28 protein-coding genes and 2 riboswitches are annotated in these 26,988 nt (G+C 71.1%); of the genes, 11 read left to right on the forward strand and 17 right to left on the reverse strand.

What is annotated here, in order from left to right; genetic code table 11:
* Positions 1 to 77: 77 nt before the first annotated feature.
* The 5 genes from CP984_RS11765 to CP984_RS11785 form a co-directional block, all read right to left on the reverse strand.
* Complete coding sequence (locus CP984_RS11765; protein WP_003982859.1) at positions 78 to 1,088, reverse strand: ABC transporter permease; 1,011 nt, start codon at positions 1,086 to 1,088, stop codon at positions 78 to 80.
* Positions 1,089 to 1,165: 77 nt separating this feature from the next.
* Positions 1,166 to 2,914, reverse strand: coding sequence for an ABC transporter substrate-binding protein (locus CP984_RS11770; protein WP_003982860.1), 1,749 nt, complete (start codon positions 2,912 to 2,914; stop codon positions 1,166 to 1,168).
* Between the two features lie 70 nt (positions 2,915 to 2,984).
* Complete coding sequence (locus CP984_RS11775; protein WP_003982861.1) at positions 2,985 to 3,983, reverse strand: ABC transporter permease; 999 nt, start codon at positions 3,981 to 3,983, stop codon at positions 2,985 to 2,987.
* A 555-nt stretch (positions 3,984 to 4,538) separates the two neighbouring features.
* A complete protein-coding gene (locus tag CP984_RS11780) occupies positions 4,539 to 5,339 on the reverse strand; it encodes an enhanced serine sensitivity protein SseB C-terminal domain-containing protein (RefSeq protein WP_003982862.1) in 801 nt (266 codons plus the stop codon).
* 172 nt (positions 5,340 to 5,511) lie between these two features.
* Entirely contained in the window at positions 5,512 to 6,309 is a 798-nt protein-coding gene (locus tag CP984_RS11785; protein ID WP_003982863.1) for an enhanced serine sensitivity protein SseB, read from the reverse strand.
* Positions 6,310 to 6,503: 194 nt separating this feature from the next.
* On the opposite strand from CP984_RS11785, the gene CP984_RS11790 reads away from it, so the two are divergent.
* Entirely contained in the window at positions 6,504 to 7,349 is an 846-nt protein-coding gene (locus tag CP984_RS11790) for a hypothetical protein (RefSeq protein ID WP_003982864.1), read from the forward strand.
* Positions 7,350 to 7,510: 161 nt separating this feature from the next.
* Here the strand turns inward: CP984_RS11790 and CP984_RS11795 are convergent, their stop codons facing one another.
* Positions 7,511 to 8,245 carry an AAA family ATPase gene (locus tag CP984_RS11795; protein ID WP_030179025.1) on the reverse strand — a complete coding sequence of 245 codons (735 nt, stop codon included), beginning with the start codon at positions 8,243 to 8,245 and terminating at the stop codon, positions 7,511 to 7,513.
* A gap of 288 nt (positions 8,246 to 8,533) precedes the next feature.
* Positions 8,534 to 8,629, forward strand: a riboswitch (glycine riboswitch).
* A riboswitch (glycine riboswitch) is annotated at positions 8,630 to 8,738 on the forward strand.
* Positions 8,739 to 8,770: 32 nt separating this feature from the next.
* Here CP984_RS11795 and gcvT point away from each other — a divergent pair.
* The 7 genes from gcvT (at position 8,771) to CP984_RS11830 (ending at position 16,072) form a co-directional block, all read left to right on the forward strand.
* A complete protein-coding gene (gene gcvT / locus CP984_RS11800) occupies positions 8,771 to 9,937 on the forward strand; it encodes a glycine cleavage system aminomethyltransferase GcvT (protein ID WP_003982866.1) in 1,167 nt (388 codons plus the stop codon).
* A gap of 88 nt (positions 9,938 to 10,025) precedes the next feature.
* Positions 10,026 to 10,400 carry a glycine cleavage system protein GcvH gene (gene gcvH, locus CP984_RS11805; RefSeq protein ID WP_003982867.1) on the forward strand — a complete coding sequence of 125 codons (375 nt, stop codon included), beginning with the start codon at positions 10,026 to 10,028 and terminating at the stop codon, positions 10,398 to 10,400.
* A 55-nt stretch (positions 10,401 to 10,455) separates the two neighbouring features.
* On the forward strand, positions 10,456 to 11,715 hold the full coding sequence (glyA, locus tag CP984_RS11810) for a serine hydroxymethyltransferase (RefSeq protein WP_003982868.1): 1,260 nt from the start codon (positions 10,456 to 10,458) through the stop codon (positions 11,713 to 11,715).
* Between the two features lie 384 nt (positions 11,716 to 12,099).
* Positions 12,100 to 13,794 (forward strand): APC family permease, encoded by a 1,695-nt coding sequence (locus tag CP984_RS11815; protein ID WP_003982869.1) that lies wholly within the window; start codon positions 12,100 to 12,102, stop codon positions 13,792 to 13,794.
* Positions 13,795 to 13,916: 122 nt separating this feature from the next.
* Positions 13,917 to 15,299, forward strand: coding sequence for an L-serine ammonia-lyase (locus tag CP984_RS11820; protein ID WP_003982870.1), 1,383 nt, complete (start codon positions 13,917 to 13,919; stop codon positions 15,297 to 15,299).
* Between the two features lie 111 nt (positions 15,300 to 15,410).
* Positions 15,411 to 15,683 (forward strand): hypothetical protein, encoded by a 273-nt coding sequence (locus tag CP984_RS11825; protein WP_003982871.1) that lies wholly within the window; start codon positions 15,411 to 15,413, stop codon positions 15,681 to 15,683.
* Positions 15,680 to 16,072, forward strand: coding sequence for a type II toxin-antitoxin system VapC family toxin (locus CP984_RS11830; RefSeq protein ID WP_003982872.1), 393 nt, complete (start codon positions 15,680 to 15,682; stop codon positions 16,070 to 16,072). Before CP984_RS11825 ends, CP984_RS11830 begins: the two co-directional genes overlap by 4 nt.
* 40 nt (positions 16,073 to 16,112) lie before the next feature.
* Here the strand turns inward: CP984_RS11830 and CP984_RS11835 are convergent, their stop codons facing one another.
* From CP984_RS11835 to CP984_RS11850, 4 genes are all read right to left on the reverse strand, one after another.
* The gene (locus CP984_RS11835; protein ID WP_003982873.1) at positions 16,113 to 17,120 is read right to left on the reverse strand and encodes an HNH endonuclease; all 1,008 of its coding nucleotides are present in this window, start codon (positions 17,118 to 17,120) and stop codon (positions 16,113 to 16,115) included.
* Positions 17,117 to 17,641, reverse strand: a complete 525-nt coding sequence (locus tag CP984_RS42025; protein ID WP_003982874.1) for a class I SAM-dependent methyltransferase — start codon at positions 17,639 to 17,641, stop codon at positions 17,117 to 17,119. Before CP984_RS42025 ends, CP984_RS11835 begins: the two co-directional genes overlap by 4 nt.
* Positions 17,642 to 18,003: 362 nt before the next feature.
* Positions 18,004 to 18,267 carry a hypothetical protein gene (locus CP984_RS11845; RefSeq protein WP_003982875.1) on the reverse strand — a complete coding sequence of 88 codons (264 nt, stop codon included), beginning with the start codon at positions 18,265 to 18,267 and terminating at the stop codon, positions 18,004 to 18,006.
* A 136-nt stretch (positions 18,268 to 18,403) separates the two neighbouring features.
* The gene (locus tag CP984_RS11850) at positions 18,404 to 19,153 is read right to left on the reverse strand and encodes a phosphatase PAP2 family protein (RefSeq protein ID WP_003982876.1); all 750 of its coding nucleotides are present in this window, start codon (positions 19,151 to 19,153) and stop codon (positions 18,404 to 18,406) included.
* A 367-nt stretch (positions 19,154 to 19,520) separates the two neighbouring features.
* On the opposite strand from CP984_RS11850, the gene CP984_RS11855 reads away from it, so the two are divergent.
* The 3 genes from CP984_RS11855 (at position 19,521) to CP984_RS11865 (ending at position 21,561) form a co-directional block, all read left to right on the forward strand.
* Positions 19,521 to 20,075, forward strand: coding sequence for a GH25 family lysozyme (locus CP984_RS11855; RefSeq protein WP_003982877.1), 555 nt, complete (start codon positions 19,521 to 19,523; stop codon positions 20,073 to 20,075).
* 58 nt (positions 20,076 to 20,133) lie between these two features.
* A complete protein-coding gene (gene nadE / locus CP984_RS11860; protein WP_003982878.1) occupies positions 20,134 to 20,964 on the forward strand; it encodes an ammonia-dependent NAD(+) synthetase in 831 nt (276 codons plus the stop codon).
* Between the two features lie 249 nt (positions 20,965 to 21,213).
* Complete coding sequence (locus tag CP984_RS11865) at positions 21,214 to 21,561, forward strand: hypothetical protein (RefSeq protein WP_003982879.1); 348 nt, start codon at positions 21,214 to 21,216, stop codon at positions 21,559 to 21,561.
* 105 nt (positions 21,562 to 21,666) lie between these two features.
* On the opposite strand, the gene CP984_RS11870 is transcribed toward CP984_RS11865, so the two are convergent.
* From CP984_RS11870 to CP984_RS11895, 7 genes are all read right to left on the reverse strand, one after another.
* On the reverse strand, positions 21,667 to 22,308 hold the full coding sequence (locus CP984_RS11870) for a disulfide bond formation protein B (protein ID WP_003982880.1): 642 nt from the start codon (positions 22,306 to 22,308) through the stop codon (positions 21,667 to 21,669).
* Positions 22,309 to 22,439: 131 nt separating this feature from the next.
* Complete coding sequence (locus CP984_RS41255; protein ID WP_165417087.1) at positions 22,440 to 22,604, reverse strand: DUF5993 family protein; 165 nt, start codon at positions 22,602 to 22,604, stop codon at positions 22,440 to 22,442.
* A gap of 135 nt (positions 22,605 to 22,739) precedes the next feature.
* A complete protein-coding gene (locus tag CP984_RS11875) occupies positions 22,740 to 23,570 on the reverse strand; it encodes a cytochrome c biogenesis CcdA family protein (protein ID WP_003982881.1) in 831 nt (276 codons plus the stop codon).
* The gene (locus tag CP984_RS11880) at positions 23,567 to 24,373 is read right to left on the reverse strand and encodes a DsbA family protein (protein WP_003982882.1); all 807 of its coding nucleotides are present in this window, start codon (positions 24,371 to 24,373) and stop codon (positions 23,567 to 23,569) included. Before CP984_RS11880 ends, CP984_RS11875 begins: the two co-directional genes overlap by 4 nt.
* A gap of 59 nt (positions 24,374 to 24,432) precedes the next feature.
* Positions 24,433 to 24,852, reverse strand: a complete 420-nt coding sequence (locus CP984_RS11885; protein ID WP_003982883.1) for a hypothetical protein — start codon at positions 24,850 to 24,852, stop codon at positions 24,433 to 24,435.
* 514 nt (positions 24,853 to 25,366) lie between these two features.
* A complete protein-coding gene (locus CP984_RS11890) occupies positions 25,367 to 25,909 on the reverse strand; it encodes an ATP-binding protein (protein ID WP_030179010.1) in 543 nt (180 codons plus the stop codon).
* A gap of 275 nt (positions 25,910 to 26,184) precedes the next feature.
* Positions 26,185 to 26,952 (reverse strand): enoyl-CoA hydratase/isomerase family protein, encoded by a 768-nt coding sequence (locus CP984_RS11895; RefSeq protein WP_003982885.1) that lies wholly within the window; start codon positions 26,950 to 26,952, stop codon positions 26,185 to 26,187.
* Between the last annotated feature and the right edge of the window lie 36 nt (positions 26,953 to 26,988).

The following is a 26,988-nucleotide window of genomic DNA, read 5'->3' on the forward strand; positions in this document are numbered from 1 at the left end:
GGACGGCGGCCCCTCGGTGGTGGTGTCCGGTGCGGAGGGTCCGGCGCGGTGGCCGGCGGTGGAATCCGGGAAGTCGGTCACGACAGCCTCACCCGCGGGTCGACGGCGGCGTACAGAACGTCCACCACCAGGTTGCAAATGACGATGAAGAACGCGGCGAGCAAGGTGACGCCGAGGATGTTCGGCAGGTCATTGGCGTTGATCGCCTCGACGGCGAACGCGCCGACGCCCTTGAGGGAGAAGACCTGTTCGGTGATCAGCGCGCCGCCGAGCAGCAGGCCGACGTCCATGCCGAAGACCGTGACGATCGGGGTGAGGGCCGCGCGCAGACCGTGGCGCACCACGACCTTGCGCTCGCCCAGCCCCTTGGCGCGCGCGGTACGGATGTAGTCCTCGCTCAGCGTCTCCAGCATGCTCGCTCTGGTCAGGCGGGCATAGAGGGCGGAGTAGAGGAAGGCCAGCGTGACCCACGGCAGCACCAGCGTCTGCGCCCACAGGAACGGGTCCTCGAAGAGCGGCACGTAGTCGCTGCGCTCGAAGATCGGCCACTGGTAGGTGAACAGGGCCAGCGCCAGGGCGCCGGTGAAGAACATGGGCAGCGAGACGCCGGCCAGGGCGACGCCCATCGCCAGCCGGTCGAAGACCGAACCGGGGCGCAGCGCGGAGAGCACGCCGGTGGCGACGCCGGAGACCAGCCACACCACGGCCGCGCCGGCGGCCAGCGAGATGGTCACCGGGAGCCGGGACTGGATCTCCGGCCAGACCTCCAGGTGGGTCTTGAAGGAGTAGCCGAAGCACGGCACGTTGCATGTGGCGGCGTCCGGACCGAACTTGTAGTCGATCCCGACGAAGATGCCCTTGAGGAAGTCCCAGTACTGCACGAAGACCGGCTTGTCCAAGCCGAGGTTCTTCTTCACCGCGGCGATGTCCGCGGCCGACGGGGCCTTTCCGATGTACTGCGCGGCCAACTGGTCGCCGGTCTGTCCGGCCAGTTTCGGCAGCACGAAGAAGATGCCGAAGGTGACCGCGCTGACGATCAGCAGCAGTATCACGGCGCTGATCAACCTGCGGATGATGTACGCGAACACGGGACTGCGGCGTCGGCACCGCGGGCCGGCCCGGCCGGCCCGCGGAAGCCCTTGCCTTCACCTGCCTTTCGGGCTTGCTACTTCTTGACGCCGACGTTGAGGTAGTCGTACTCACCGCTGTAGGCGGAGGTGGACACCAGGTTGGTGGCCTTCGGGGAGCGGTACAGCAGGATCTTGAAGTAGGTCAGCGGGACGATGACCGACTGCTCCATCGTCTTCTTGTCGACCTCGGCGTAGTCCTTCTCCCGCTGCCCCTTGTCGCTGGTCGCGATGGCCTCGTCGAGCAGCTTGTTGATGGCCGGGTCGTCCAGCTGGGAGAGGTTGGAGTTGCCGGACTTCTGGATCGCCTTGCCGTTGACGATCTGGTTCAGGTAGCCGAAGCCGGTCGGGTAGTCCGAGCCCCACTGCATCATCATCAGACCGACGTTGTTCTTCTTGGTGAACTCCGGCACGCCCGCGTAGTCCGAGAAGTACTTGCCGCTCGGGTACGTCTGGATCTTGGCGTTGATGCCGATCTTCTTCAGCGAGTTGATCACCGAGGTGGCCGCGTCGACCTCGTCCTGGCGGTCGCTGCGGGCGGTGATCACGGTGCTCACATTGCCGGCGCCGCACGCCTGCCACTGCTTCTTGGCCTCGGTCAGGTCGAGGTTCTCACCGTTGTACTTCTGCGGGTACAGGTCGAACTTCTGGTACCCGGCGAGGTCGGTGGGCAGCACCGTGGAGGCGATCTCACCGCGGATCGGCCCGCCGAGCGCGGTCTGCACGGCCTTCTTGTCGATCGCGTACTGCACGGCCTTGCGGCACTCGGGCTTGTCGAACGGCGCGACCTTGGAGTTGATCGCCACATAGGACAGGCGCTGGCCGAGCGCGTTGTCGGTGTTGCCCTTGTCCTTGGTGTTCGTCAGGAGCTGGGCCTGGGTCTGGGCGTCCACCCCGCGCCCCGCCATGTCGATGTGGGTGTTGCCCGCCTTCAGGTCCTTGTCGATCGTCGACTGGGCGACCTTCATCTTCAGCACGATCTTGTCCGGCAGCTGCTTGCGCAGCGGGTCGGTCGCGGCCGACCAGTGGGGGTTACGGGAGAGGATGACCTGCTTGCCCTCCTCGTAGGTGTCGAACTTGTAGCTGCCGGAGGAGACGATGTTCTTGGTGTAGTCCGCGCCCTTGTCCTTGGCCTGCGGCACCGGTGCCGTCTGCGGCGCGCTGACCAGGTAGTCGAACTCGGCGAACGCCTGCTTGAGGTGGAAGACGATGGTCTGGTCGTCCGGGGTCTCGATGGACTTCAGACCTTCCTTGCTGTCGTCCTTGTACGGGCCCTTGTAGCCGCCCTCGTTGTCCTGGAGGTAGGTCTGGAAGTAGTTCGGGCCGAGCGAGAGGATGTCGCGCGCGAAGTTGCTGCGCTCCACCGCGTACTTGACGTCCTTCGAGGTGATCGCGGTGCCGTCGCTGTACTTGAGGCCCTTGCGGATCTTGTACGTCCAGGTCTTGTTGCCGTCGCTGGACTTGCCCATCGACTCCGCGAGGTCGGGCACCAGCTCGTTGCCCTTGGCGCCGGGGCCCGGCTTGAAGGTGGTGAGCGCACGCGCATACAGCCGGCTGAAGTTCCAGACGTAGGCGTAGTACGTGTTGCCCGGGTCGAAGGACTCGGGGGCGTCGCTCATCGCGTAGGTGAGCGTGCCGCCCTTCTCGTCCGAGGCGTTGACGATGCCCTTGGTGGCGGCGTTCGCCTCCGCCGAGCCTCCGCCCGAGCTCTTGCCGCTGCAGCCGGACAGCAGGAGGCCCGCACTGGTGAGGGCCGCGATCGCCGCGACCGGGACTGACCTTCGCATAATGGTCGGTTTCCCCTTCGTTGGTCGGAAACTTGGGTGGGGGCCTGCCGGGCGCGGGCGCCCGGCGGTGTCAGCGGCTGCGCGGGTCGAGCGCGTCCCTGAGGCCGTCACCGAGGAGGTTGAACGCCAGCACGGTGATGAAGATCGCGAGGCCGGGGACGATCATGTACTGGGGGTCGACCTCGTAGTACTTGACCGCCTGGTTGAGCATGCCGCCCCAGGACGCCTGGGGCGGCTGGATGCCGACGCCCAGGAAGCTCAGCGCCGCCTCGAAGAGGATGTTGGAGGGGATCAGCAGCGTCGAGTAGACGATGATCGGTCCCACCAGGTTCGGCAGCAGCTCCCGGAAGAGGATGAACGGGCCGCGGGCGCCCATGCCGCGGGCGGCGTCCACGAACTCCCGCTCGCGCAGCGACAGCGTCTGGGCCCGCACGATCCGGCCCATATAGGGCCAGTTGAAGAAACCGATCACGAAGATCAGGACCGAGATGTGCAGCGGCAGCCCTTCGAGCCCGAAGGCGCCGCCCTGGAGCGAGGCGGAGATGGCGATGGCGAACAGCAGCAGCGGGAAGGCCAGGAAGACGTCCATCAGCCGGCTGATCAGCGCGTCCACCCGGCCCCGGTAGAAGCCGGCCACCACGCCGAGCACGGTGCCGATGGCCACCGACAGCAGCGTCGCGCCGAACGCCACGATCAGCGAGACCCAGGAGCCCTCCAGCACCCGCGCGAACAGGTCGCGGCCGAACTTGGGGTCGACGCCGAACGGATGCTCCCAGCTCATGCCGCCGAAGTCACCGCTGGGCAGGGTGGTGTTGGGGTCGATGAGGTCCCGGTTGGGGCTGTTGGGGTCCAGGCCCAGCCAGCCCTGGATCGGACGGGAGAGGGCGGCGACGAGGATCAGCAGGATGACAACGATGGCACCCGCTACCGCGACCTTGTCGCGCTTGAACCGCAGCCAGGCGATCTGCCCGAGCGAGCGGCCCTCGATCTTCTTGCCCTCGACGCCTTGCAGCACCGCTTCCGGCTGCGCCTCGGCAGCCGCCCCGGTGGTCTCGATCGGTGCGGTCACGGTGCCTTTGACCCCTCTCGGCCGGCGCCGCCGGCCCATGCGCGCCGCGGTTGCGCGGCCTGGTTCACATCACTGGTGCAAGTGGTACATCTGAAGCAACTGGGAGAAATCTGAAACAGCTGGAGCAACTGGTGCAGGTAGTGCGGGCGTTGCAGAAACAGGTGTTGCAGGTGTTGCCGATGGTGCGAACGTCGCGGAAGGTCACGCGACTGACGAGCGGATGGAACTCGCGTACGACGGGGACCGAAGCCCTCTGCTGCGGGAGTCTTCATCCGACTTGCGATCACTCACCAGCCCTGACCGGGAATGGATGCGCAACTGTGATGTGAACCACGGATTTCCGTTATACGGACATCTGCCGCGACTGAGCGGGGCGCGCGGTCCGGACCAGAGGTCAACTACCGGACGCGGCAGGCCATTTCGGGCCGGGAGGAACCGCCAGGAGCCGGACGCCACCGGCGGAAGCACGGGAAACCACCCGGACCGGGACGGGCGGGGCGGGGTGGGCAGCGGGGCGTGCGGCGGGAGCGGTGCGCCCGGGGCGGTGCGCCGGGTTCAGTACGGGCGCGGGTAGCCGTAGCCGTACGCCGGGGCCGGGGCCTGGGCGGGTGCCGGGCCCGCCGCGTAGGCGTCCCGGTCGAAGAACGGCCGCGCGTTGGCCCGCATCCACATGCCGACCGGGTCGTACTCGTCGTTCATCGCGACCGTCGAGACGGGCAGCCCCTCCGGCACCGCGCCGATGGACTGCTGGATCATCAACCGCACCGAATCCACGGCCGGTTGGCCCGTGTCGTACAGGTCGAGGCCGATGGCCAGGTACGGGGCGCCGAGGGCGGGCTGCACCCAGGCCCGGCGCAGCGAGCGCACGGCGGGCGTACGGTGCGCGTTCTGTCCCAGCAGGGCGTAGAACTGCGGGATCTCGATGGCCGGTTCACAGATCCGCAGCGGCCCGGCCGGCAGCCGGTCCAGGCCGCCCGCGATACGCCGCAGGTCCAGCCACGGGATGCCGACACCGCCGCCGGGGGCGTGCGGGTTCAGCCACAGGCCCCAGCGGTCCGGGAAGAGGGTGGCCGCGATGTCGCGGCCGTAGACGACCTCGTGGGCGCGGTTCCAGCCGCTGGCGGCGAGCTCGGGGGCGGAGGTCACGCACGGCGCGTAGCCGAGCCCGTCGACCTCCATGTTGCCGTACTGCGCATCGGGCGAACCCGGCTGGCCGTGCCAGAGCAGCATCCAGACCTGGCCGGCGGCGAGCGCCTGCAGCAGCGCCTCGTAGGCGTCGTACCGGCCGGGCGAGACCTGCTGCAGCATCTGCTCGACCTGCCCGGCCGCCGCTCCCTGATGCGCACCCGCGCTCACGTGGTCCGTCCCTTCTGTCGGCAGGCACGTGGGGTACGCCTGCCGGTTGCACCAACAGCTTAGAGCCTGCGTCCGGACCCCGGTCGGATCAGCACATGCCGCTTGCGTCCGCCGGACGCGGCCCGGCCGGGGCGGGCGGCGGACGGGGCCGCCCGCGGCGCGGATACGGCCGCTACGCGTGCTCGCGCGAGTAGAAGGGGCGGACCCGCTCCAGCATCCAGTCGGCGACCGGATCGCCCTGCGCGAGGTCCAGCATGACCAGTTGTACGGGCCAGGTCAGCGGTGTCCCGCCGAGGGCCCGGCCGAGCGCCCCGGTCACGGCGTCCCGTACGGCCGGATCGTGCGGCGCGACGGCCGCGGCGTCCACCTGGACGCCGACGAACAGCGCGGGCGCGTCCCCCTCGACGCTGGCCAGCGCGCGGCGGGCGGTGACGACGAAGCCCGCGGCCGAGAACTCCAGCCCGGCCGCGGCCAGGAAGTCCACCGGCTCCTCCTGCCAGTCCGGCTCGAACAGCCGGACCCGGGCGCCGCTGGGCGCGCCGGGGTGTTCGAGGCGGTCGGTGCGGCACAGTTCGGCCACTGCGTCGGGCGGCAGCGGCACGCCGACGGTGCCCTCCGGGTTGACCGCGATGCCCATCAGCGGGGGCAGGCCGCGCGCGAACTCGGCGGCCGGCGCGACGGTGTAGGACAGGTTCGGCCCGGCCACCCTCAGGAACTCCTGCTCGGAGCTGAAGACCGGTACATAGGCGGCCGAGCCGATCTCGACGGTCGGCAGGTCCAGGCCCGCCCGGCCCATGCCGGCGCTCTCCGGGCCGCCGCCCTTGGGCAGCGGCACCCATATCCGGCTGCGCCCCAGCACCTCGATGATGCGGGCGCCCGCGCCGGGCGCGCCCACCGAGGCGGCGAGCACCTCCTCCAGTTCGTTGGCGGGCCACCCCAGCTGCGGTATGCCCTGCTCCGGAAAGTCCATGTCCACCCACCCGCTTCGTACCGCGCACCGCGCCTTACTCGGTCGAAGACCCTAACGCCACCAGGCGGGCGGCGGCCTGACGCGTCCGGATGACCACCGAACGCACGCGAGCGGTTGCGGACCGTGCACACCGCTCCGAAGGTGGCTCCAGGGTGATCTTGCCCTGCCGTTCCTACAGAAAGGCATGTCTCCTGATGGCAACGCACCGGACCGTCCCCGCCCTCGTCAGCGCGGCCGCCGCCGGCGCCCTCGCGCTCGGCGCAACGGCCCCAGCGAGCGCGTCGGACGGCCCCAAGTCCCATGAGCGCAACCAGAGCGTCATCGTCGACGACATCAGCCGGCTGGCGGACGCCTCGGCCGAGCTGGCCGAGAAGTCCGCCGAAGCGCGCGGTCACTCCGTGCAGGTCAGGGCCGCGCGGACGCGGCTGGACACGGTTTTGGCCGACGCCCAGCGGCTGGCGGAGATCCTGAATACGGACTCCGACCGTTCGGTGTCCGCCGACACCGTGCGGCTCGGGCTGGTGTCGCAGGATCTGCGGGTGAAAATCGACGAGCTGACCGGCCGTCGGGCCCCGTCGCCGGAGGAGCCCGCCGACCCCATGAGCCGGACCGGGCAGCTGACCGAGTCGGTCTCCCGGTCGGTCGTGGACATCTTCAAGATCCTGGGCGTGGACAAGGTGGTCGGCGACCTGCGCCAGCAGCCGGCCGACGGGACCGCCGCGCAGCCCGCCAACCGGCCGGTCCCCCAGCCGTCGGGACAGCCGGCCGACGAGTACGAGACGGACGAGCAGCCCGCCGCCCAGCCGAAGGCGCCGACCAGCGACCCGCAGCCGCCCGCCGCTCAGGCGCCGAGGCAGCAGCCCGCGGACGGGGAGCAGCGCCCCGCCGGCACACAGCAGCAGCCGGCCGACGCACAGCAGCCCGCCGCGGAAGCGCCTCAGCAGCAGCCCGCTGAGGCCCCCCAGCAGCAGGGCGCCGGCTCGCTGCTCAACTCGGTGCTGTCGCTGCCCACGGTGCTCATCAAGGCCCTGGGTCTCTGAATCGGCCCGGCAACCAGCGTCCGGAGGAGGCGCAGATGCGGGAGATACGCCACAGCTAGGACCGGTCCTGACGGGCCGTACGGAACGTTCCGTACGGCCCGTCAGGCGTACGTCCGGGTGCACCTCCAGAAATCGGGCGTACCGTCAGAAACTCGGCACGCTCACTCGAAGCCGATCCGGCGCAGAGCGCCCGCCGCCGGACGGTCCAGCAGGACCGCCGAGGTGAAGCCCGCGGGGAGCCGGGCCGCGCGGGCACGGGCGGCCAGGCGGCGTACCGCGCGCCGGTGCCGGGCGAAGGCGTAACCGGAGACGCCGCGCCCGCGCGAGCGCTGCCCGGAGAGCGCGACTTCAGGCGGCACGTCCAGCAGCATCAGGTGCAGCCCGCGCCCGCCCCGCCGGGCCTCGCGCGCGAGCCAGCGGCGTACCCACGCGAGCGTGCCGCAGTCGTGCACCACCACGCTGCCGCCGGAGCGCAGGGCCCGCCGCAGGCCGAGGTAGTGGGAGGCGCGGACCAGCGGCCGGTAGAGCGCGTACGGCAGCCGGCGCAGCCTGCCGCTTTCCCAGCGCTCCCGTACGTCCTGGGAGTCGACGCGGTGCACGACGGCGCCCTGCCCGTCGGCGGCGGGCACCACCCGGAGCATGAGCGTGCTCTTGCCGCTGCCCGGCAGGCCGGAGACCACCACGACGTCGCCCGCCGCGAAGTGCAGCTCGGCCGCCTCGCGCGGAGCGTGCCCGTCCCGGAGATCGACGACCTCCACCGCCGCGTCCCGCGCCCGGCCGGGCCGTACCACCCCGAGCGGCAGCCGCCGGGGCCCCGGGACGGCTCCCGTCGCTTCCGGCACACAGCCCGGGGGCACGCCTCCCGGACTCGTCGCGAGTACGGCCTGCCTGTGCACCGTGATCCCCTCCCGGTCCGGTGTCGTCCCCCGGGGCTGTGGTCCGTCCCCGGCCGGGACGCAGCCCCTTACCCGCAGAGTGTCAAGAAAAGGTAATGCGCTTCAAGGGAATCCCACGATCAGTACGGTCCCGGGACACTGTCGTGACGCCCCGGCGAACACCGGTACGACCAGGGCTCCTGTATCCGGCGATCCCGTGCGATGATGTGCGCGCCCAGTGCGGGACCGCGCCTCGGCGCGCGCGTCGCCGTACGGGTGCCACGCTCAGCCAACTGCATACCGGCCGCTTGAATCCGCGCGGGAGAGTCCCCGGCCGCCACGGCGGGGCGCCGAAGGAGCAAGTCCTCCCTTGAATCTCTCAGGCCCCGATACCGCGCGGGCGAGGCAGATCTGAAAAGCGGGCCGCCGTGGTGTGGCTCCACCCAAGGTGCAAACCGGGGCCGGCGAGGGCCTTCCGGTGAACCTCTCAGGTTCCGATGACAGATGGGGAGACCGTCCTGTCACCCATGCCCGGGAGCCATCACCATGACGCAAGCCCCCCGCCGGACCGCGCTGGACGCCACTCATCGCGCCCTCGGCGCGACCATGACCGACTTCGCCGGCTGGGACATGCCGCTGCGCTACGGCAGCGAGCGTGACGAGCATGTCGCCGTGCGGACCCGCGCCGGTCTCTTCGACCTCTCCCACATGGGCGAGATCACCGTCACCGGACCGCGCGCCGCCGACCTGCTGGACTTCGCTCTGGTCGGCAACATCGGCGGCGTGGCCGTCGGCCGCGCCCGCTACACCATGATCTGCAACGCCGAGGGCGGCATCCTGGACGACCTGATCGTCTACCGCCTCGCCGAGACCGCGTACATGGTCGTCGCCAACGCCGCCAACGCCCAGGTCGTGCTGGACGCGCTCACCGAGCGGGCGGACGGCTTCGACGCCGAGGTGCGCGACGACCGGGACGCGTACGCGCTGCTCGCCGTACAGGGACCCGAGTCCGTCGGCATCCTGAAGTCCCTGTCCCCCAAGCACTCGGCTCCGCTCGTGCAGGGAGGTGCCCCCATCGCCGACCTGGACGGCCTGAAGTACTACGCCGGGCTGCCCGGCACCGTCGCGGGCGTCGAGGCGCTGATCGCCCGTACGGGCTACACCGGCGAGGACGGCTTCGAGCTGTTCGTCCGCCCGGCCGACGCGCCCGCCCTCTGGGAGGCACTGACCGCCGCGGGCAAGGACGCGGGCCTGGTGCCGTGCGGCCTGTCCTGCCGGGACACCCTGCGCCTGGAGGCGGGCATGCCGCTGTACGGGCACGAGCTGACCACCGACACCACCCCGTTCGACGCGGGCCTGGGCCGGGTCGTGAAGTTCGAGAAGACGACGAACGGCGGCGACTTCGTGGGCCGCGCCGCGCTGGAGGCGGCCCGGGACCGGGCCGAGGCCAGCCCGCCGCGCAAGCTGGTCGGGCTGATCGCCGAGGGCCGCCGCGTGCCGCGCGCCGGGTACCCGGTCGTGGGCCCGGACGGCGCCGTGATCGGCGAGGTCACCTCCGGCGCCCCCTCCCCCACCCTGGGCAAGCCCGTCGCGATGGCGTACGTGGACGCCGCGCACGCCGCGCCCGGCACCGCCGGTGTGGCGGTGGACATCCGTGGCACCCACGAGCCGTACGAGGTCGTGGCGCTGCCCTTCTACAAGCGCCAGAAGTGACGCGCGTACCACCGTCCACGACGCGCCCCCGTCTCATCTGTCAAGACCCTTGCACCGAGCACGCCACCGCATCCAGGAGAATCAAGACATGAACAACCCCCAGCAGCTGCGCTACAGCAAGGAGCACGAGTGGCTGTCGGCCGCCGAGGAGGGCGTCTCGACGATCGGCATCACCGAGCACGCCGCCAACGCGCTCGGCGACGTCGTCTTCGTGCAGCTCCCTGAGGTCGGTGCCACGGTCACGGCGGGCGAGACCTGCGGTGAGCTGGAGTCGACCAAGTCCGTCAGTGATCTCTACTCCCCCGTCGACGGCGAGGTCACGGAGATCAACGAGGACGTCGTCACCGACCCCTCGCTGGTGAACACCGCCCCCTTCGAGGGCGGCTGGCTGTTCAAGGTGAAGGTCAGCGGCGAGCCGGACGACCTGCTCTCGGCCGACGAGTACACCGCCTTCACCGGCTGACCCGCCCACCCGCCGCCTGGCGGGGCCGTGCGCCCCGCGAACCCCAGGAAGAGTCATGTCGCTTCTGAACAGCTCCCTCCACGAGCTCGACCCGGACATCGCCGCCGCCGTCGACGCCGAGCTCCACCGTCAGCAGTCCACCCTCGAAATGATCGCGTCGGAGAACTTCGCCCCGGCCGCCGTCATGGAGGCCCAGGGCTCGGTCCTCACCAACAAGTACGCCGAGGGCTACCCGGGCCGCCGCTACTACGGCGGCTGCGAGCACGTCGACGTCGTCGAGCGGATCGCCATCGACCGCATCAAGGCACTCTTCGGCGCCGAGGCCGCCAACGTGCAGCCGCACTCCGGCGCGCAGGCCAACGCCGCCGCGATGTTCGCGCTGCTCAAGCCGGGCGACACGATCATGGGGCTGAACCTCGCGCACGGCGGGCACCTGACCCACGGCATGAAGATCAACTTCTCCGGCAAGCTCTACAACGTGGTGCCCTACCACGTGGACGCCGAGAGCGGCCAGGTCGACATGGCCGAGGTCGAGCGGCTGGCCAAGGAGACCCGCCCGCAGCTGATCGTGGCCGGCTGGTCGGCGTACCCGCGCCAGCTGGACTTCGCGGCGTTCCGCCGGATCGCCGACGAGGTCGGCGCGTACCTGATGGTCGACATGGCGCACTTCGCCGGCCTGGTCGCGGCCGGGCTGCACCCCAACCCCGTGCCGCACGCCCACGTCGTGACCACCACCACGCACAAGACCCTCGGCGGTCCGCGCGGTGGTGTGATCCTGTCCACCCAGGAGCTCGCCAAGAAGATCAACTCGGCGGTCTTCCCGGGCCAGCAGGGCGGCCCGCTGGAGCATGTGATCGCGGCGAAGGCGGTGTCCTTCAAGGTCGCGGCGAGCGAGGAGTTCAAGGAGCGCCAGCAGCGCACGCTGGACGGCGCCCGCATCCTCGCCGAGCGCCTGACGCAGCCCGACGTGACCGAGGCGGGCGTCTCGGTGCTGTCCGGCGGCACCGACGTGCACCTGGTCCTGGTGGACCTGCGCGACAGCGAGCTGGACGGCCAGCAGGCCGAGGACCGCCTCCACGAGGTCGGCATCACGGTCAACCGCAACGCCGTCCCGAACGACCCGCGGCCCCCGATGGTCACCTCCGGCCTGCGGATCGGCACCCCGGCGCTGGCCACCCGCGGCTTCCAGGCGGAGGACTTCCGCGAGGTCGCCGACATCATCGCCGAGGCGCTGAAGCCGTCGTACGACGCGGACGCGCTCAAGGCCCGGGTGACCACGCTGGCGGCGAAGCACCCGCTGTACCCGTCGCTGTGACACACGTCATGCGGCGCGCGGCGGGGCGCCTCCGTGGCGCGTCCGCCGCGGCCGTATGACGCCGTTGCGGTACGCGGCCGTATGACGCCGTTGCGGTACGCGACTGTGTGATGCGGCTGCGGTATGCGGCTGTGTGACGCGTTTCATGAAGTACGCCCCGCGGGGTACCGCCGAGCCGGTGTCCGCGGGGTGAACAGGCCGTACGTCCTGGGGCGTTGACCCCGGGCGTACGGCTTTTCCGTCCGCCTTACGGTGATTTCGCGCCACATAGGCTGAGACCGGCCCCTCAATGGCGCGGGGCCCTTCGCACCACAGCAGGGCCGGGCCCCTCGCACCTCGGCAGCCGGGCCCTTCGCGCCACAGCAGGACGGAACACGCACGGCAATGGACATGACCGCGGGCAACCGCACGGGGATGGGCCTCTTCGCTCTCATCATGATCGGCATCGGCTCGATCTTCGGCTCCGGGTGGCTCTTCGGGGCCGGCGCGGCCGCCCAGGTGGCCGGACCCGCGGCGCTGGTGGCATGGGTCATCGGCGCGGTCTTCATCGGCATGATCGCGATGTGCTACGCGGAGGTCGGCTCCGCGTACCCCATCCCCGGCGGCATGGCCCGCTACGGCCACCTCTCGCACGGGCCCGTGCTCGGCTTCCTCACCGGCTGGGCGGTGTGGATCGCGACCGCCTCGCTGATCCCCATCGAGTCCATCGCCGCCACCCAGTACATGGCGTCCTGGAGCTACGACTGGGCCCGTGACCTGGTCGACCCGGCCAACGGCCACCTGACGGCCTCGGGTATGGGCGTGGCGCTGCTGCTGACCTTCGCGCTGTGGCTGACCTGCTACTGGTCGGTCCAGCTGCTGGCCCGGGCGAACACCGTGCTGACCCTGGTGAAGTTCGCCATCCCGGTCATCGCGGTCGCCGCGCTGATCGCCTCCGGCTTCCACACCTCGAACTTCACCGCGCACGGCGGCTTCACCCCGTACGGCTGGCCGGCCGTGCTGACCGCCGTGACCACCTGCGGCGTGGTCTTCGCCTTCAACGGCTTCCAGGCCGTGATCAACCTCGGCGGTGCCGCCAAGAACCCCGGCCGGGCGATCCCCGTCGCGCTGGTCGGCGCGCTCTCGCTGGGCCTGGTGATCTACCTCGCCCTCCAGACCGCGTTCCTCGGCGCCGTACCGCCGGAGCAACTGGCACAGGGCGGCGGCTGGCACGGTGTGGACTTCAGCTCGCCCTTCGCCGATCTGGCCAAGGTCCTGATGCTGCACTGGGTCGTCACGCTGCTCCAGTTCGGCGCCTTCATCTCGCCGGCCGGCTCCAACATCGCCAACGTCGCGTCGGCCGCGTACATGGTCCAGAACCTCGCCGAGACCGGCTTCTTCCCCCGGAAACTGGCCACCGTGCACCCCCGGTACGGGACCGCCCGCCCCGCGATGTGGCTCAACCTCGGCTTCTCGGTGCTGCTGCTGGTCACCGTCGGCCACAGCTGGCACGCGCTGGCCAGTGTGATCTCGGCCGCCATGGTCATCTCGTATCTGATCGGCCCGATCGCGGTGGGCGTCTTCCGCCGCACCCGGCCGGACCTGCCGCGCCCGTTCCGACTGCCCGCCGCGGGCGTCCTCGCCCCGCTGACCTTCGCCTTCGCGGCCTGCGCGCTGTACTGGTCGAAGTGGCCGGACACCGGCAAGGTCGCGCTGCTGACCGTGGTGGCCGCGCCGGTGGCGGCCGTGGTGCTGCGGCGCCGCGGCGTGACCGGGCTGCGCCGGCAGTTCGCGCCCGCGTGGTGGCTCGTCGGCTTCCTGGCCTGGATGTCCGTACTGTCCGCACTGGGCAGCCGGGATTTCGGCGGCCACGGCGTGCTGCCCGGCGGCGTGGACATCGCGCTGGTGGCACTCTCCGCCGTCGCCTTCTACTTCTGGGCCGTACGGGCCGGGGTGCACGCCCACCGGGTCGGCCTGACCGGTTCCGGACCGGGACTGGAGGGCCCGGCCGGTTCCGGACCCGTGCTCGACGGCCGGACCGCCTCCCCTGCGTCTTCCGTAGTTGCCCCGGAGGACAGCCGTCCGACGGCCTCCGTCTGAGAGTCTGTCCGCCGTCCGGGTTAGGCTCGACAGTCGGCGCAGAAACGTACCTTCCGTTTCATCCGCCCCAGATCTCTATTTGCTCCACCGTCCACCACGAGCAGACAAGGGAGTCCGCCACCGTGGCCATCTCCGTCTTCGACCTCTTCTCCATCGGCATCGGCCCGTCCAGCTCCCACACGGTCGGCCCGATGCGCGCCGCCCGTATGTTCGTCGGGCGCCTCAAGAAGGACGGCCTGCTCGCGCAGACGACGGCGGTACGGGCCGAGCTCTTCGGCTCGCTCGGCGCCACCGGCCACGGCCACGGCACCCCCAAGGCCGTCCTGCTCGGCCTGGAGGGGCACTCCCCCCGCACCGTCGACGTGGAGACGGCCGACGACGAGGTCGAGCGGATCCGCAAGAGCGGCAGGCTGCGGCTGCTCGGCGCGGAGATCGGCAGCGACCACGAGATCGACTTCGACGAGTCGACCGAGCTGATCCTGCACCGCCGCCGCTCCCTGCCGTACCACGCCAACGGCATGACCCTGTTCGCGTACGACGCGGCCGGCGCGCCCCTGCTGGAGAAGACCTACTACTCCGTCGGCGGCGGCTTCGTGGTGGACGAGGACGCCGTCGGCGAGGACCGCATCAAGCTCGACGACACGGTCCTGAAGTACCCCTTCCGCACCGGCGACGAACTGCTGCGCCTCTCCCGCGAGACCGGCCTGTCCATCTCCTCCCTCATGCTGGAGAACGAGAAGGCATGGCGCACGGAGGACGAGATCCGCGCCGGTCTCCTGGAGATCTGGCAGGTCATGCAGTCGTGCGTGTCCCGCGGCATGTCCCGCGAGGGCATCCTGCCCGGCGGCCTGAAGGTCCGCCGCCGCGCCGCCAACGGCGCCCGAGCCCTGCGCGCCGAGGGCAGCCCCGAGGCCCACGCGATGGAGTGGACCACCCTCTACGCCATGGCCGTCAACGAGGAGAACGCGGCCGGCGGCCGGGTCGTCACCGCCCCCACCAACGGCGCCGCCGGCATCATCCCCGCCGTCCTCCACTACTACGTCAACTTCGTCCCCGGCGCCGACGAGGAAGGCGTGATCCGCTTCCTGCTGGCCGCCTCCGCCATCGGCATGCTCTTCAAGGAGAACGCCTCCATCTCCGGCGCCGAGGTCGGCTGCCAGGGCGAGGTCGGCTCGGCCTGCTCCATGGCCGCCGGCGGCCTCGCCGAGGTCCTCGGCGGCACCCCCGAGCAGGTCGAGAACGCCGCCGAGATCGGCATGGAACACAACCTCGGCCTGACCTGCGACCCGGTGGGCGGCCTCGTCCAGATCCCCTGCATCGAACGCAACGGCATGGCCGCCGTCAAGGCCGTCACCGCCGCCCGCATGTCCCTGCGCGGCGACGGCCGCCACCACGTCTCCCTCGACAAGGTCATCAAGACGATGAAGGACACGGGAGCCGACATGAGCGTGAAGTACAAGGAGACGGCTCGGGGTGGGTTGGCTGTGAACATCATCGAGTGCTGAGGGCGGTGGGCCCCGGCGGCGTGTTCGGCGCTGGTCGGGGCCGTTTCCGTGGCTCCGGCCGGCTGCCGTGATCCCCAGCCCAATAACAAGAGTCTTGTTAAACTGGGGTGCATGGCTGTCTCCCCGGCTCCCGGCGAAGGCCCCGTCCGCCCGGTCTCCGTCTCGCTCCACGAGGGCACCATCGCGGCCCTCAAGGCACGTACCGGCAAGCGCGGTATGTCCGCCTACGTGGAAGCCCTCATCCAGCGCCAGCTCGAACGTGACCGGCTCCGCGAACTCATCGAAGACGCCGAAGCGGAACACGGCCCCGTGGACCAGGCAGCGGTCGATGCCAAACGGGCCGTCCTGCGCGGCGAACCGGCGGGTTCCGCGGACGCGGCGTGAGCGGCACCCTCGTCCTGGACTGCGAGGGCCTGTCCGCGCTCGTACGCCGCACCCCCGAACTCACCGAGTGGCTGGCCGCCGCGGAGGCGGAGGACATCCGCGTCGTCACCAGTTCCGTCACCCTCGTCGAAGCCCGCGACCCCAGGACCCACCAGGCCCGCTTCGACCACGCCGTCTCCCGCGTGAACGTGGTCCCACCCACCGAAGCCATCGCCCGCCACGCCAGCAGGCTCCTGGCCGCGGCCGGACTGCACGGCCACAAGTACGCCCTCGACGCCCTCGTCGCCGCCACGGCGATGGCCTCGCCCGCCCCGGTGACCGTCCTGACCTCGGATCCCGAAGACCTCCTCGTCCTGTGCGGTCCCGGCGTGCGCGTCATCAAGATCTGACCGCCGGTGCCGTCGCGCCCTCTCCGAACTCGCCCGGCCCTCACGCGCAGACCTTCCCCACCTCCCGCAGGAACGTGCGCCAGTCGGATATTCGCCGGCCAGGTATCGCGTTCTTCAGTGTGAGGCGCAGGGTCGTGTGGAGGGGCATCGGTGAGCGCATGATCGCCTCGTTGCGGCGGGCGAGGCGGGTCAGTTCTTCGGGGGTCGGCATGCGGTCGCTCTTCTCGCCGTTGCACTTCGTGTGGGCCACGGCGAGGTTCCACAGGCTGTCCAGGTCGGGGCCGTGCCAGCCGCCCACACTGGCGTAGCGGCGCATCAGGGCGTGCGGGAAGACGTGGTCGACGGCGGGGCGGTCGCCGTCCAGCGACTCGTCGCAGATGTGGCAGCGACCGTGCTGGAACCCGGCCACGGCCTCGGCGACACCGGTGACCGAGCGGCGCCGGTGCGGGTCCGTGATGTGCAGGGTGCTCCGGTCGACACAGACGCCTTCCTCGATCAGGCTGCGCCCTATGCCGCTCGCGAAGCTGCCCTCCACGATGCTCCAGCGGGCGTCCAGCTCGGCACGGAGACCTTCGAGCTCGTACGAACGGGCCACCTGTTCCAGGGCGGAGCTGAGCCGTACCGTGCGGGCGCGTCCGCGGCCGACGATGTCGTAGAAGCGGTGCGGCACGGGGACGCGGTTGTGGTTGTGGAACTTGTCCATGACCATTCCCGGCATCGACCGCTCCGCGGCGTCCAGCAGCCGGTCGGTGGGGCGGCCGAGCCGGCGGGATTCCGCGCTCTCCTCCGCCGCTATGGTCAGGAAGTCCGTCGCGCCGAGCTCGGCCCCGCTCCCCGGCGCCTGGGGAGCCCCGCGTTCGAGGATGGCCATCGCGTACGGGGCGGCGAGGTCACGCAGCGGGATTTCCGTGTGGCCCTGGGACGCGTGGTGGAGCAGGGCGTTGCCGAGGGCGAACTTGTACGTACGGGCGTTGCGCCCCATCAGGATCGCCAGCCGCCAGGACGCGCGGGCCGACGGGTCGGTGGCGTAGAAGTCGTCGGTGGTCACGGGTGGTCCTTCTCGAAGGTGAGGGTGCTCCAGTGGACGTGGTCGCGGGCCAGGTGGTCGATGCCCTTCGCGTGCTGGAGGGGGCGGAGGCCGTGCTGTGCGGCGAGGGCGACCGTTTCGTGGGCGGGGATGTCGTACATCTGCCGGTCCTCGGGGGGCGAGCCGTGGCGCAGGGTGAGGAAGAGGCGGCCACCGGGGGCCAGAAGGTCGTGAAGGCGGCGCATGGCCGGTGGGCGGGACGGTTCCGGCAGGTGCATCCAGACGGCGGAGAGAAGGATCGCGTCGAGGCGGCCCGCTTCGCCGTCGAGGCGGGGCAGGCCGGGGAGGGCGTCCGACAGCCAGTGGATCGACGGGGACGGGTGCAGGCTGCGGGCCAGCGCGCGTAGTTCGGGAACCGGCTCGACGGCCAGGACGGTATGCCCCCGGGCCGCCAGCGCGGCGGCGTCGCGGCCGGTGCCCGCGCCGATGTCGGCGATGCGGGCCGGGGGCGGGGGCAGCAGAGGGAGGAAGTCCCGGTGCACGGTTTCGAAGGCGAGGCTTTCGTACCGGTCGGCCAGCTCGGTCGCGTGCTGGGCGTAGTACGGCTGGGCGGGTGGTGGGGGTGGGGGTGAAGCGAGTTCGGCTTTCGGGCCCGTGTTGGGTGGGGTGGTTCCGGCTGCCGGTCCCCAGCTGGGTGGGACAGTTCCGGATCTCGGTCCGCCGCCGGGTGGGGCGGGCTCAGCTCCCGGTCCCCCGCTGGGCGCGGATGGTTCAGCTCCCGGTCCGCCGCCGGGTGCGGAGGATTCAGCTCCCGATCCCCCGCCGGGTGGGGCGGTTCCGGCTTTCGGGACCCCGTTCGGTTTGGTCATGGGGGTAGCCTAGGGCCCGGCACTGACAAGATCGTTTACTTGCCTATCTCCCAGGCGAACGGTGGGAGTTCGCGGGCGCGGAGGTAGACGTCCATGGCGCTGACCGCCGGGACGAACGGGTGGACACGGGCGCCCTCCAGGCCGGCCAGCAGGCGGGCGCAGTGGTGGACGCAGCCCGCGACTTCGCGGCCGTGCCGGTCGACGATCGTCACCGCGTCGTGCGGGCCTTGGCACGGGGTGGGGTCGGCGGGCGGGGCGGCGGGGCAGCGGGGCGGGGTGCGGTCGTGCTGACGTTCCATGGAGGGCCTCCCCTGAGCGGGCGGTGCGCACGTCGGCGCCACCGAATGACCGGAGTTCAGGGGGGTGTTGCTCGCGCCCGTACCGGTCCATGCCCGGCTTGGTGAAGACGTGGGGAGGCCGTGGGTCGTTCAAGGGTCAATGTGTGGCTTCGGGGGCGGCCGGGGGAGGTGAGGCGGGTGGGAACGGCAGGGTGCCTCGCCTCACGAGGTGCAGGGTGCAGGAGAGCCAGGCCGTGGCCAGGAGCCAGCCTGCGAGGACGTCACCGGGCCAGTGCACGCCCAGGTAGACGCGGGTGGCGCCGACCGCGACGGCCCAGGCCGCGAGCAGGGCGCAGGCCAGGCGGCGGGCGGCGGCGCCGCGGAGGCGGGCCAGTACGGCCCAGGCGAGGAGGCCGGCCACCAGGACGGACGTCGTGGAGTGGCCGGAGGGGAAGGAGTGGCCGGTGGCCCGGGCGGCCCAGTCCGCCTCGTACGGGCGCGGGCGGGCGATGAGTTCCATGAGGGCGTAGCGGACCGCTTGCCCCAGGAGGAGGACGGCGAGGGCCACAACGGCTGCGCGCAGCCGCTCGCGCGCGTCCCGGCCGGCCAGTACGCCCGCGAGCAGAGCCAGTACGTACGGGACGGGCCCGGAGCCGGTGGCCGTCACCACGGCAGCGGCCGTGCCCGCCGCGTCCGGGCGGTGGGCCACCGACCAGGCGTGGGCGGCCCGCTCCGGGCCGAGCGGGGCCCAGTCGTGCACGGCGAGGAGTGCGGCGGTGGCGGCCAGGAGCAGGACACAGGCGGCGGAGACGAGCAGCGGGCGGGAGACGCCGGGCCGTTCCGGGACGGTCGGCAGGGGGCGCGGGCCGGTGGGGTCGTCCTCGGTGGGGCGTGCGGCGTGCTTCATCCGATGAGTCTGTCAAGGACGGGGAGGGCGCGCTCTCGGTAACGGGGCGCGGGCGGCTGAAACATGCCGGTGGGTGGTCTGGCCGAACCCGGGCGGTTCTCTGGCCGGTCCCTTTCGATCGCTTGGCCGGACCGCGCACCCCTCCCCCGCATTCGGCGCTTCTACACCTACGTATCGCTACCGTTATGACAGTCGGTCACCATTGATCGAAGAATGTCACGGGCGGCCTTGGCGGCACCAACAACGCGTTGATCAGCGGAAATTCGCTTCAAACCCCTGGCGCGGAATGCCGTGGACATGCTGAACTGCTGATAACACCAGGTGACGCATCGTAATCGATCGTTTTCGGTCGGGCAGGAGGCCGCTCATGCTGCACGGCGTCGACGTCAGCTCGCACAACCCCTCGTATTCGGCGACCGGTCTGGACTTCGTCATCATCAAGGCGACGGAGGGCCGGTCGTACATCAACCCGCACCAGAGCGCGCAGGCGGCCAAGGCCCGTGAGGCGGGCTGCGTGGTGGGCTTCTACCACTTCCTGTGGCCGGGCAACATCGCGGACCAGGCCAAGTACTTCGTCGAGAAGTGCGCGTCCGAGGAAGGGGACCTGCTGGCGGCGGACTGGGAGCGCACCGGCGGCGGCACCTACGCGAGCAACGCGCAGAAGGACCAGTTCCTCAAGGAGGTCAAGCGGCTGCGGCCCACACACCGGGTGCTCCTCTACTGCAACCGCGACTTCTGGCTCAACCACGACACGTCGTCCTACGCCGGTGACGGCCTGTGGATCGCCGACTACGTCTCGGCCGGGCAGCCGCGCATCACGGCGGACTGGCTCTTCCACCAGTACACGAGCCGGCCGCTGGACAAGGACGTCGCCGACTTCCAGGACCGGGCCGCCCTGAAGACGTGGGCCGCTCCGTCATAGAGTCTTGGTGTCCGCACCAGCACCGCGCGCACCGCGCCCCTCGCCCGAAGGAGCAGCCGTGACCGACCCGGCGTCCACGTCCCAGCAGCAGGAGATCGCCCGCGACCTCCAGGTGTCCGCGTCGTTCGACGTCCAGGCGGAGATCGAACGACGGGTGGCGTTCCTCGCGGAGCGGCTGACGACCACGGGCCTGCGCGCGCTGGTCCTGGGCATCAGCGGCGGCGTGGACTCCACCACCGCCGGCCGGCTGTGCCAGCTGGCGGTGGAGCGGGCCCGTGCCGCCGGGCACGAGGCGACGTTCTACGCGATGCGGCTGCCGTACGGCGTCCAGGCCGACGAGCACGACGCGCAGCTCGCGCTGGAGTTCATCAAGGCCGACCGGCTGCTGACCGTCGACATCCGCCCGGCCAGCGACGCCGCGCTGGAGGCGGCGCTGGCCGGCGGGATCACCTTCCGTGACGAGCGTCACCAGGACTTCGTCCAGGGCAACATCAAGGCGCGGCAGCGGATGATCGCGCAGTACGCGGTCGCGGGCGCGCAGGACGGCCTGGTCGTCGGCACCGACCACGCCGCCGAGGCGGTCTCCGGCTTCTTCACCAAGTACGGCGACGGCGCGGCGGACGTGGTGCCGCTCACCGGCCTGACCAAGCGCCGGGTCCGGGCCGTCGCGGAGGCGCTGGGCGCCCCGGCCGAGCTGGTCTGGAAGGTGCCGACCGCCGACCTGGAGACGCTGGACCCGGGCAAGCCGGACGAGGACGCCCTCGGCGTCACGTACGACCAGATCGACGACTTCCTGGAGGGCAAGCCGGTCGGCGAGGAGGCGTACGAGGCGATCGTCCGCCGCTACCACGCCACGGCGCACAAGCGCGAGCTGCCGACCGCTCCCTGAGCGGCTCCGGCCGCGACCCCGGCTCTTTCCCGGACGGTGTGGGCCGCTCCTGCGAGCGGCCCACACCGTCTTTGTGTCCGGTCCGGGTGTGACGTCCGGGCCGGGTGTGACGTCTGTCATGCTCCGGCAAGGGGATGGTCACCAAAGGTGTGCGCATTCGTGGCCGGAGGCGGGCATGGATGGGGCATGCGAAGCCGTGAAATGCGATCGGAAGATCGACTGTCAGTGGGTACCCCTACGCTCCGGAGCATGGGTTACGCAGACCTGCGCGAACTCCAGACCGCGCTGACGACCGCATCCGACATCGCCTCCTCCCTCCAGGCGGCGCCCACCCGGCGGGACGCCGACCAGCTTGTCGACGTCCTGCGGCAGGCGCTGACCGCCGCCAGCTCGCTCAGCACGCTGACCGGCCCGACCGGCTGCGCCATACATCCGAACGGCGCCGTCGACCCGCTGTACGGCGACCCGGAGGACCCGCTGCCTCCGGGGTACGGCAAGTGCCTGCTGTGCAACGACCGCCGTCGCCGCGCGGACGCCAAGCCGCACCAGCCCTACCACTGGGACCGGTCGGAGCACGCCCTGCGGCGCAGCGCGTAGCGGGGGCGTGCCGGTACGGCCGGTACGGGCGCATGCCGGTACCGGCCGATACGAGGGCGGCGCCCGGCGCCGCCCCCGTATGCCCCGGCCTGCCCTGCTCCTGCCCTAGCCCAGGAAGCCGAGGTCGTAGAAGAACTCGTAGCGGATCGGGTTGTCCGGCAGGAACCAGTGGAAGCCCTCTTCGAGGAAGACCGCGACGACGTTCACGGCGACGGCCAGGGCCGCGAAGGCCAGGGCGAACCGCCCGACGGCCCGGTACGGACCGGAGGCCGGCACATGCCGGTCGGCCGCCGTGCTGTGCGCGAAGGCCATGACGACGCCGATCGCGACCACGGACGCCTGGAAGAGCGCCCACGCCCAGACGTAGAGGTGCAGGCCGAGCAGCTCGCTGCCGTAGCCCTTGTCGCCGGGCAGGATGTGCAGCATGGTCTGCCGCCATGCCGCGAAGGACCCGGCGACGCAGCCGACCAGCGCCAGACCCCAGCCCATGAGGCAGTCGCGGCGCGCGACCGTGCCGTTCAGGCCCTGCCGGACGATGTACGCGGGCCCCAGGAAGGCCAGCATCATGAACATCCGCTGGAGCACGCAGAGCGGGCAGGGGTATTCCCACCGTACGAACTGGTAGAAGAGGCCGCCGCAGACGACGCCGGTCCAGCCGATGACGAAAAGGCAGGCGAACCAGTACTGCCCGCGGGCCACGATGGCGGGCGGCCCCGGTTCCAGTCCGGCGTAGGTGGGTGCGTTCATGGAAACCGGCAACTCCGGGCGGTCGGAAGCGGCGAGAAGCGGGGCGGAATTCTGCGGGCCGGCGGCACGGACAAAATTCCGTCGGCAATACGGACGGGATTCCGTCGACCAGCGATACGGAATTCCCCGGGTCAGTAATGCAGAGTCAGCGCAAGACTGCTGGTGATGTGGTGGGCCAGCAGGGCGAGGGTCGCGGCCAGTATCAGCCACCACCATCCGAGCACCACGGCCCGGCCCTTGTTGCCCACGACCGCCAGGAGCGCGACCAGCAGGCCGGCGAAGACGAGGGTGTCCATGGGCGGTGAAAATAGCGCCCGGAAAGCGTTCGGGCGGTCCGACATCCCGCGGGGTGCGTGGGATGCCGGACCGCCTCTGCGCCGGATGGCCCCGTACGCGCCGCCGGTCACCCGGCCGCTGCGGGACCGTACGCCTCACTCCTCCCGCTTCTTCTCCGGGCGCAGCGCGATACGGCCCAGCACCGCCGCGACGACGAGCGCGACCAGGGCGACCAGGACGAAGTCCGGTACGGAATTGCCGATCCGGGTGGCCCATTGCTCGACGCGGACCTCCGAGCCCGGGTCGAGGATTCCGGGCAGCGCGCTGGTTCCGTTGAAGGTGAGGAACAGGACGCCGATTCCGATGAAGAAGAGCCCGGACAGCAAAGAGGTGGTGTGCAGCCGCAGCTTTCCGACGCTGAATTCGCGGCCGCGCAGCCAGCCCCGGCTGCCCAGCGAGAAACGGTCCCAGAGCAGCGCGAGCACGAACAGCGGAAGCGCCATGCCCAGCGCGTACACGGCGAGCATGGAGGCGCCGTAGACCGGCGAGCCGCTGACCGCAGTGACCGTGAGCACCGCTCCCAGGATCGGTCCGGCGCAGAAGCCCGCGAGGCCGTAGACGCAGCCCAGCAGGAACGTGGACACGGCCGAGCGCGGGGTGATCCGGGCCGCCGCCTGCTGGGCGCGCTTGAAGGCGAAGCCGAGGCCGAGGATCTGGGCGACGCCCATCGCGATCACCACCCAGCCGCCGATGGCGACGAGCAGGTCCCGGTGGCCGTTGAAGAGCCGGCTGGCGGCCGTGCTGGCCGCGCCGAGCGGGACCAGCGTGGTGGCCAGGCCCAGGTAGAACACGCCGGTACGGGCCAGCAGCCGGCCGGGGTTGGACAGGGAGTACGCGAAGAACGCGGGCAGCAGCAGGGCGCTGCACGGGCTGAGCAGGGCGAGGGCGCCGCCCAGGAAGGCGGCGAGGTAGCCGATGTCCGTCACTTCGCCGGCTCCTCCGCCTTGCCGGCACCCTGGCCCTTGCCCGCGCCGCCGGACTTCTTGGCCTGCTCGGCCGCCTGGCTGACCGCCTGCTCGAACACGGCGGTGGGCTGGGCCCCCGCGACGGGGCGGCCGTTGACGAGGAATGACGGCGTGGACTGGACGCCGAGCTGGTAGCCCTCCTCCTGGTCCTTCTTCAGGGCGGCAGCGGCGGCCGGGCTGTCGAGGTCGGCGCGGAACTTTTCGAGGTCGGCCACTCCGCTCTTGCGGGCCATCTCGACGAGCTTGTCCTCGGCGAGCGCGCTGCCCTTGTTGGTCTTGGCGTACAGCTCGTCGTGCATCTGCCAGAACTTGCCCTGTTGGCCGGCGGCCCACGAGGCGCGGGCGGCCCGCTCCGAGTCGGCTCCGTAGATGGTGAAGTTGCGGAACTCGATGCGCAGGGTGCCGTCGTCCACGAACTTCTTGATCAGCTCGGGCTGGGTCTCGCGGGTGAAGCGTCCGCAGAAGGAGCACTGGTAGTCGGCGTACTCGACCAGGACGACCGGGGCGTCCTTCCTGCCGACGGCGAGCGGGTCGCCGTCCGTGCGCCGGCTGGTCTGCCGCGCGAGCTGGTCGTACAGATTCTGCTGGTCGTCGTCCTGCTGAGGGGAGACGGAGGCGGCGGCCCCGGGGGTGCCCGCGGTGCGGTCCGAGCCGCCTTCGACGGCCTTGCCGACGGCGATACCGATGGCGACGAGCGCCACCACCAGGGCGACGACTGCGCCGATGGCGGCGATCTTGCGGGTGGGTGAGGCGGAAGTGGGCATGCGCGTGCTCCAGACGTACTGGGGTGGAAGGGATCGGGCCGGTGCGTGCGGACAGCGGCCTACATCCGCAGTACGGGCAGGAGCGCGGTGTGATCGGTGGCGGGCGCCGTTCCGGTGGGCGGGCGGGCGAGCGCGAAGCAGGCGGGCGCGTGGGCCGCGAACGGCGCCGGGCCGGTGGCGGCGGGCGTCAGCGGCTCGCCGCGGTTGGGGGTGGGGACCGGGGCCGACTCGTTCTGGCTGGGGGCGTGCTGCCCGGAGCACTTCTTGGGCGCCTGGGCGATGGCGTAGTACGTCGCCGGTCCGGTCGCGGCCCGGTCGGCGGTCTGCGCCTCCTGAGGCTCTGCCTTTTCGGCCTGCGGCACGGCGGCGCGCGCCGTCGGTACGGCCTCGACGCCGCCCACCCGGCACAGCAGCGGTCCGAAGGTGACGGCAAGCAGAAGGAGCAGGGTCGCGACGGCCGAGCGGCGTACGCGTTCCATGGCCCTGGTCTCCTTTCGCTTCCTCGTCCGTACGCCTTCGAAGGGCGCCCGTCCGGCGTTCCGGCGGCGTCCTCGGCGTGAGCCGCCCATCCTACGGATCGCCGGGCCGGCCGTCCGCGACCGACCGTCCACCCCTCCCGGAACTGGTTGCATAGTCCACGATCTTGGCCGCATAACCATCGAGGGAATCGATTACCTAACCACTAAATGCAAGGCTGGTGTCGTAGCTCACCTTGGATCGACCCGCAGTTGATGTTCTTTCGGTACGCTCTGTCCGTAATGCCCCTTTGGCAAGGTCGCGACCGGCCTGCCATAGTCGGTGCAGCGACCCCCCATTGACCCGGGCCAGGTCGTCCAGACCCCGCGGGTACACCCCTTTCGCCCGGCGGCGGTCGACACTGGGGCCTTCCCCGCGTACGCCGCGGGCGGGCCCCAGTCGCGTTTGGGCGTACCGCGCGCCCCGGAGCGGGCCGGTGTGGCGGATCAGCGGTCGAGAACGCGCATCATCGAAAGCTCAGCGGTCGAGGACGCGCATCTCGAACCAGGTCGTCTTGCCGCGCGGCAGCAGATCCACGCCCCACCGGTCGGAGAGCTTGTCCACGAGGAAGAGGCCCCGGCCGCTGATGTCCATCTCGTGGACGGGCATCAGGCAGGGCAGGCCGCGGGAGGGGTCGCGCACCTCTATACGGATCCAGCCACGGCGGCGCAGGATCCGCAGCCCGAAGGTGCGCGCGCCGGTGTGCCGTACGGCGTTGCCGACCAGTTCGGAGACCAACAGGACCGCGTGCTCGGTGAGTTGGGGCGACAGGGACCACCGCCCGAGGAGCACGGAATGGGTCAGCCGGCGGGCGGTGAGGGCGGATTCGGGGCGGGAGGGCATCCGTACCTCTTCCAGTGTGGGGTCGCCCACCAACTCCAGTGCCTTGGCGGCGAGGTCCTCCTCGTCGGGCGGGCCGCCCTGCGCGCCCACACCGGGGAGACCTCCGGAAAGTCCCCAGCGTGCGGCGGCCGTGCCGCTCCGCGGCCGCGGCTGCTCCGTTCCTTCGAGGCCCGCCATGCCCCCATCATGGCTGTTACCGCCGCGTCACGGGGGCGGAACCGATGGAATACCCCGCCCGGAATCACTGCATCCGGCACGCTGCTTCGGCATATGCCTACGGCAGTGGTGGCACGGCCGAAACCCGGCTGACCTGCGGTGTCCTGATGTGTCTACCCGATGAACGGGCAGCGGACGGGGCCCCTCCGGAGCGTCGCGGCACATCCCGCGATTCGCCCGCACGGGGCATCGGCCATCGGCGCCGAACCTCAGGAGCCCCGTCAACCACGGCAGCGTCAGCGGAACTTGGCCTTGCCCGGCCCCTCCTCCACGAAGCTGCGCATGCCGGTCTCCCGGTCCTCGGTGGCGAAGAGACCGGCGAACCAGGTGCGTTCGATCGTCAGACCGGTGTCGATATCGGTCTCCAGGCCCGCGTCGACGGCCTCCTTGGCGGCCCGCAGCGCGATGGCGGGACCGGCCGCGAGCCGGGCCGCCCAGGCGTGCGCCTGCTCGTACACCTCGGCGGCGGGCACGACGCGGTCCACCAGGCCGATGGCCAGCGCCTCGTCGGCGCGGACCTGGCGGCCGGTGAAGATCAGGTCCTTGGCCTTGGACGGGCCGACGAGCCGGGCCAGCCGCTGGGTGCCGCCCGCGCCCGGGATCAGGCCGAGCAGGATCTCCGGCTGGCCCAGCTTGGCGTTGTCGGCGGCGATCCGGAAGTCGGCGCACAGCGCCAGCTCGCAGCCGCCGCCGAGCGCGTACCCGGTGACGGCGGCGACCACCGGCTTGGGGATGCGCGCGATGGCGGTGAAGGAGTCCTGCAGGGCCTTGGAGCGCCGGACCATGGCCGCGTGGTCCATGTTCTGCATTTCCTTGATGTCCGCACCGGCGGCGAACACCTTCTCGCCGCCCCAGACGACGACGGCGCGCACATCGTCGCGCCGGGTGGCCTCCTCGGCCAGCTCGCGCAGCCGGTCCTGGGTGGCGACGTCCAGTGCGTTCATCGGCGGGCGGTCCAGACGGATGGTGCCGACGCCCTCGGCGACCTCGAAGTTCACAGTCATGGGGGCAGGTTAGTCGGCGTTAACGCCGGACGGACC

Origin of the sequence: Streptomyces rimosus (assembly GCF_008704655.1) — a bacterium.
GTDB lineage: Bacteria > Actinomycetota > Actinomycetes > Streptomycetales > Streptomycetaceae > Streptomyces > Streptomyces rimosus.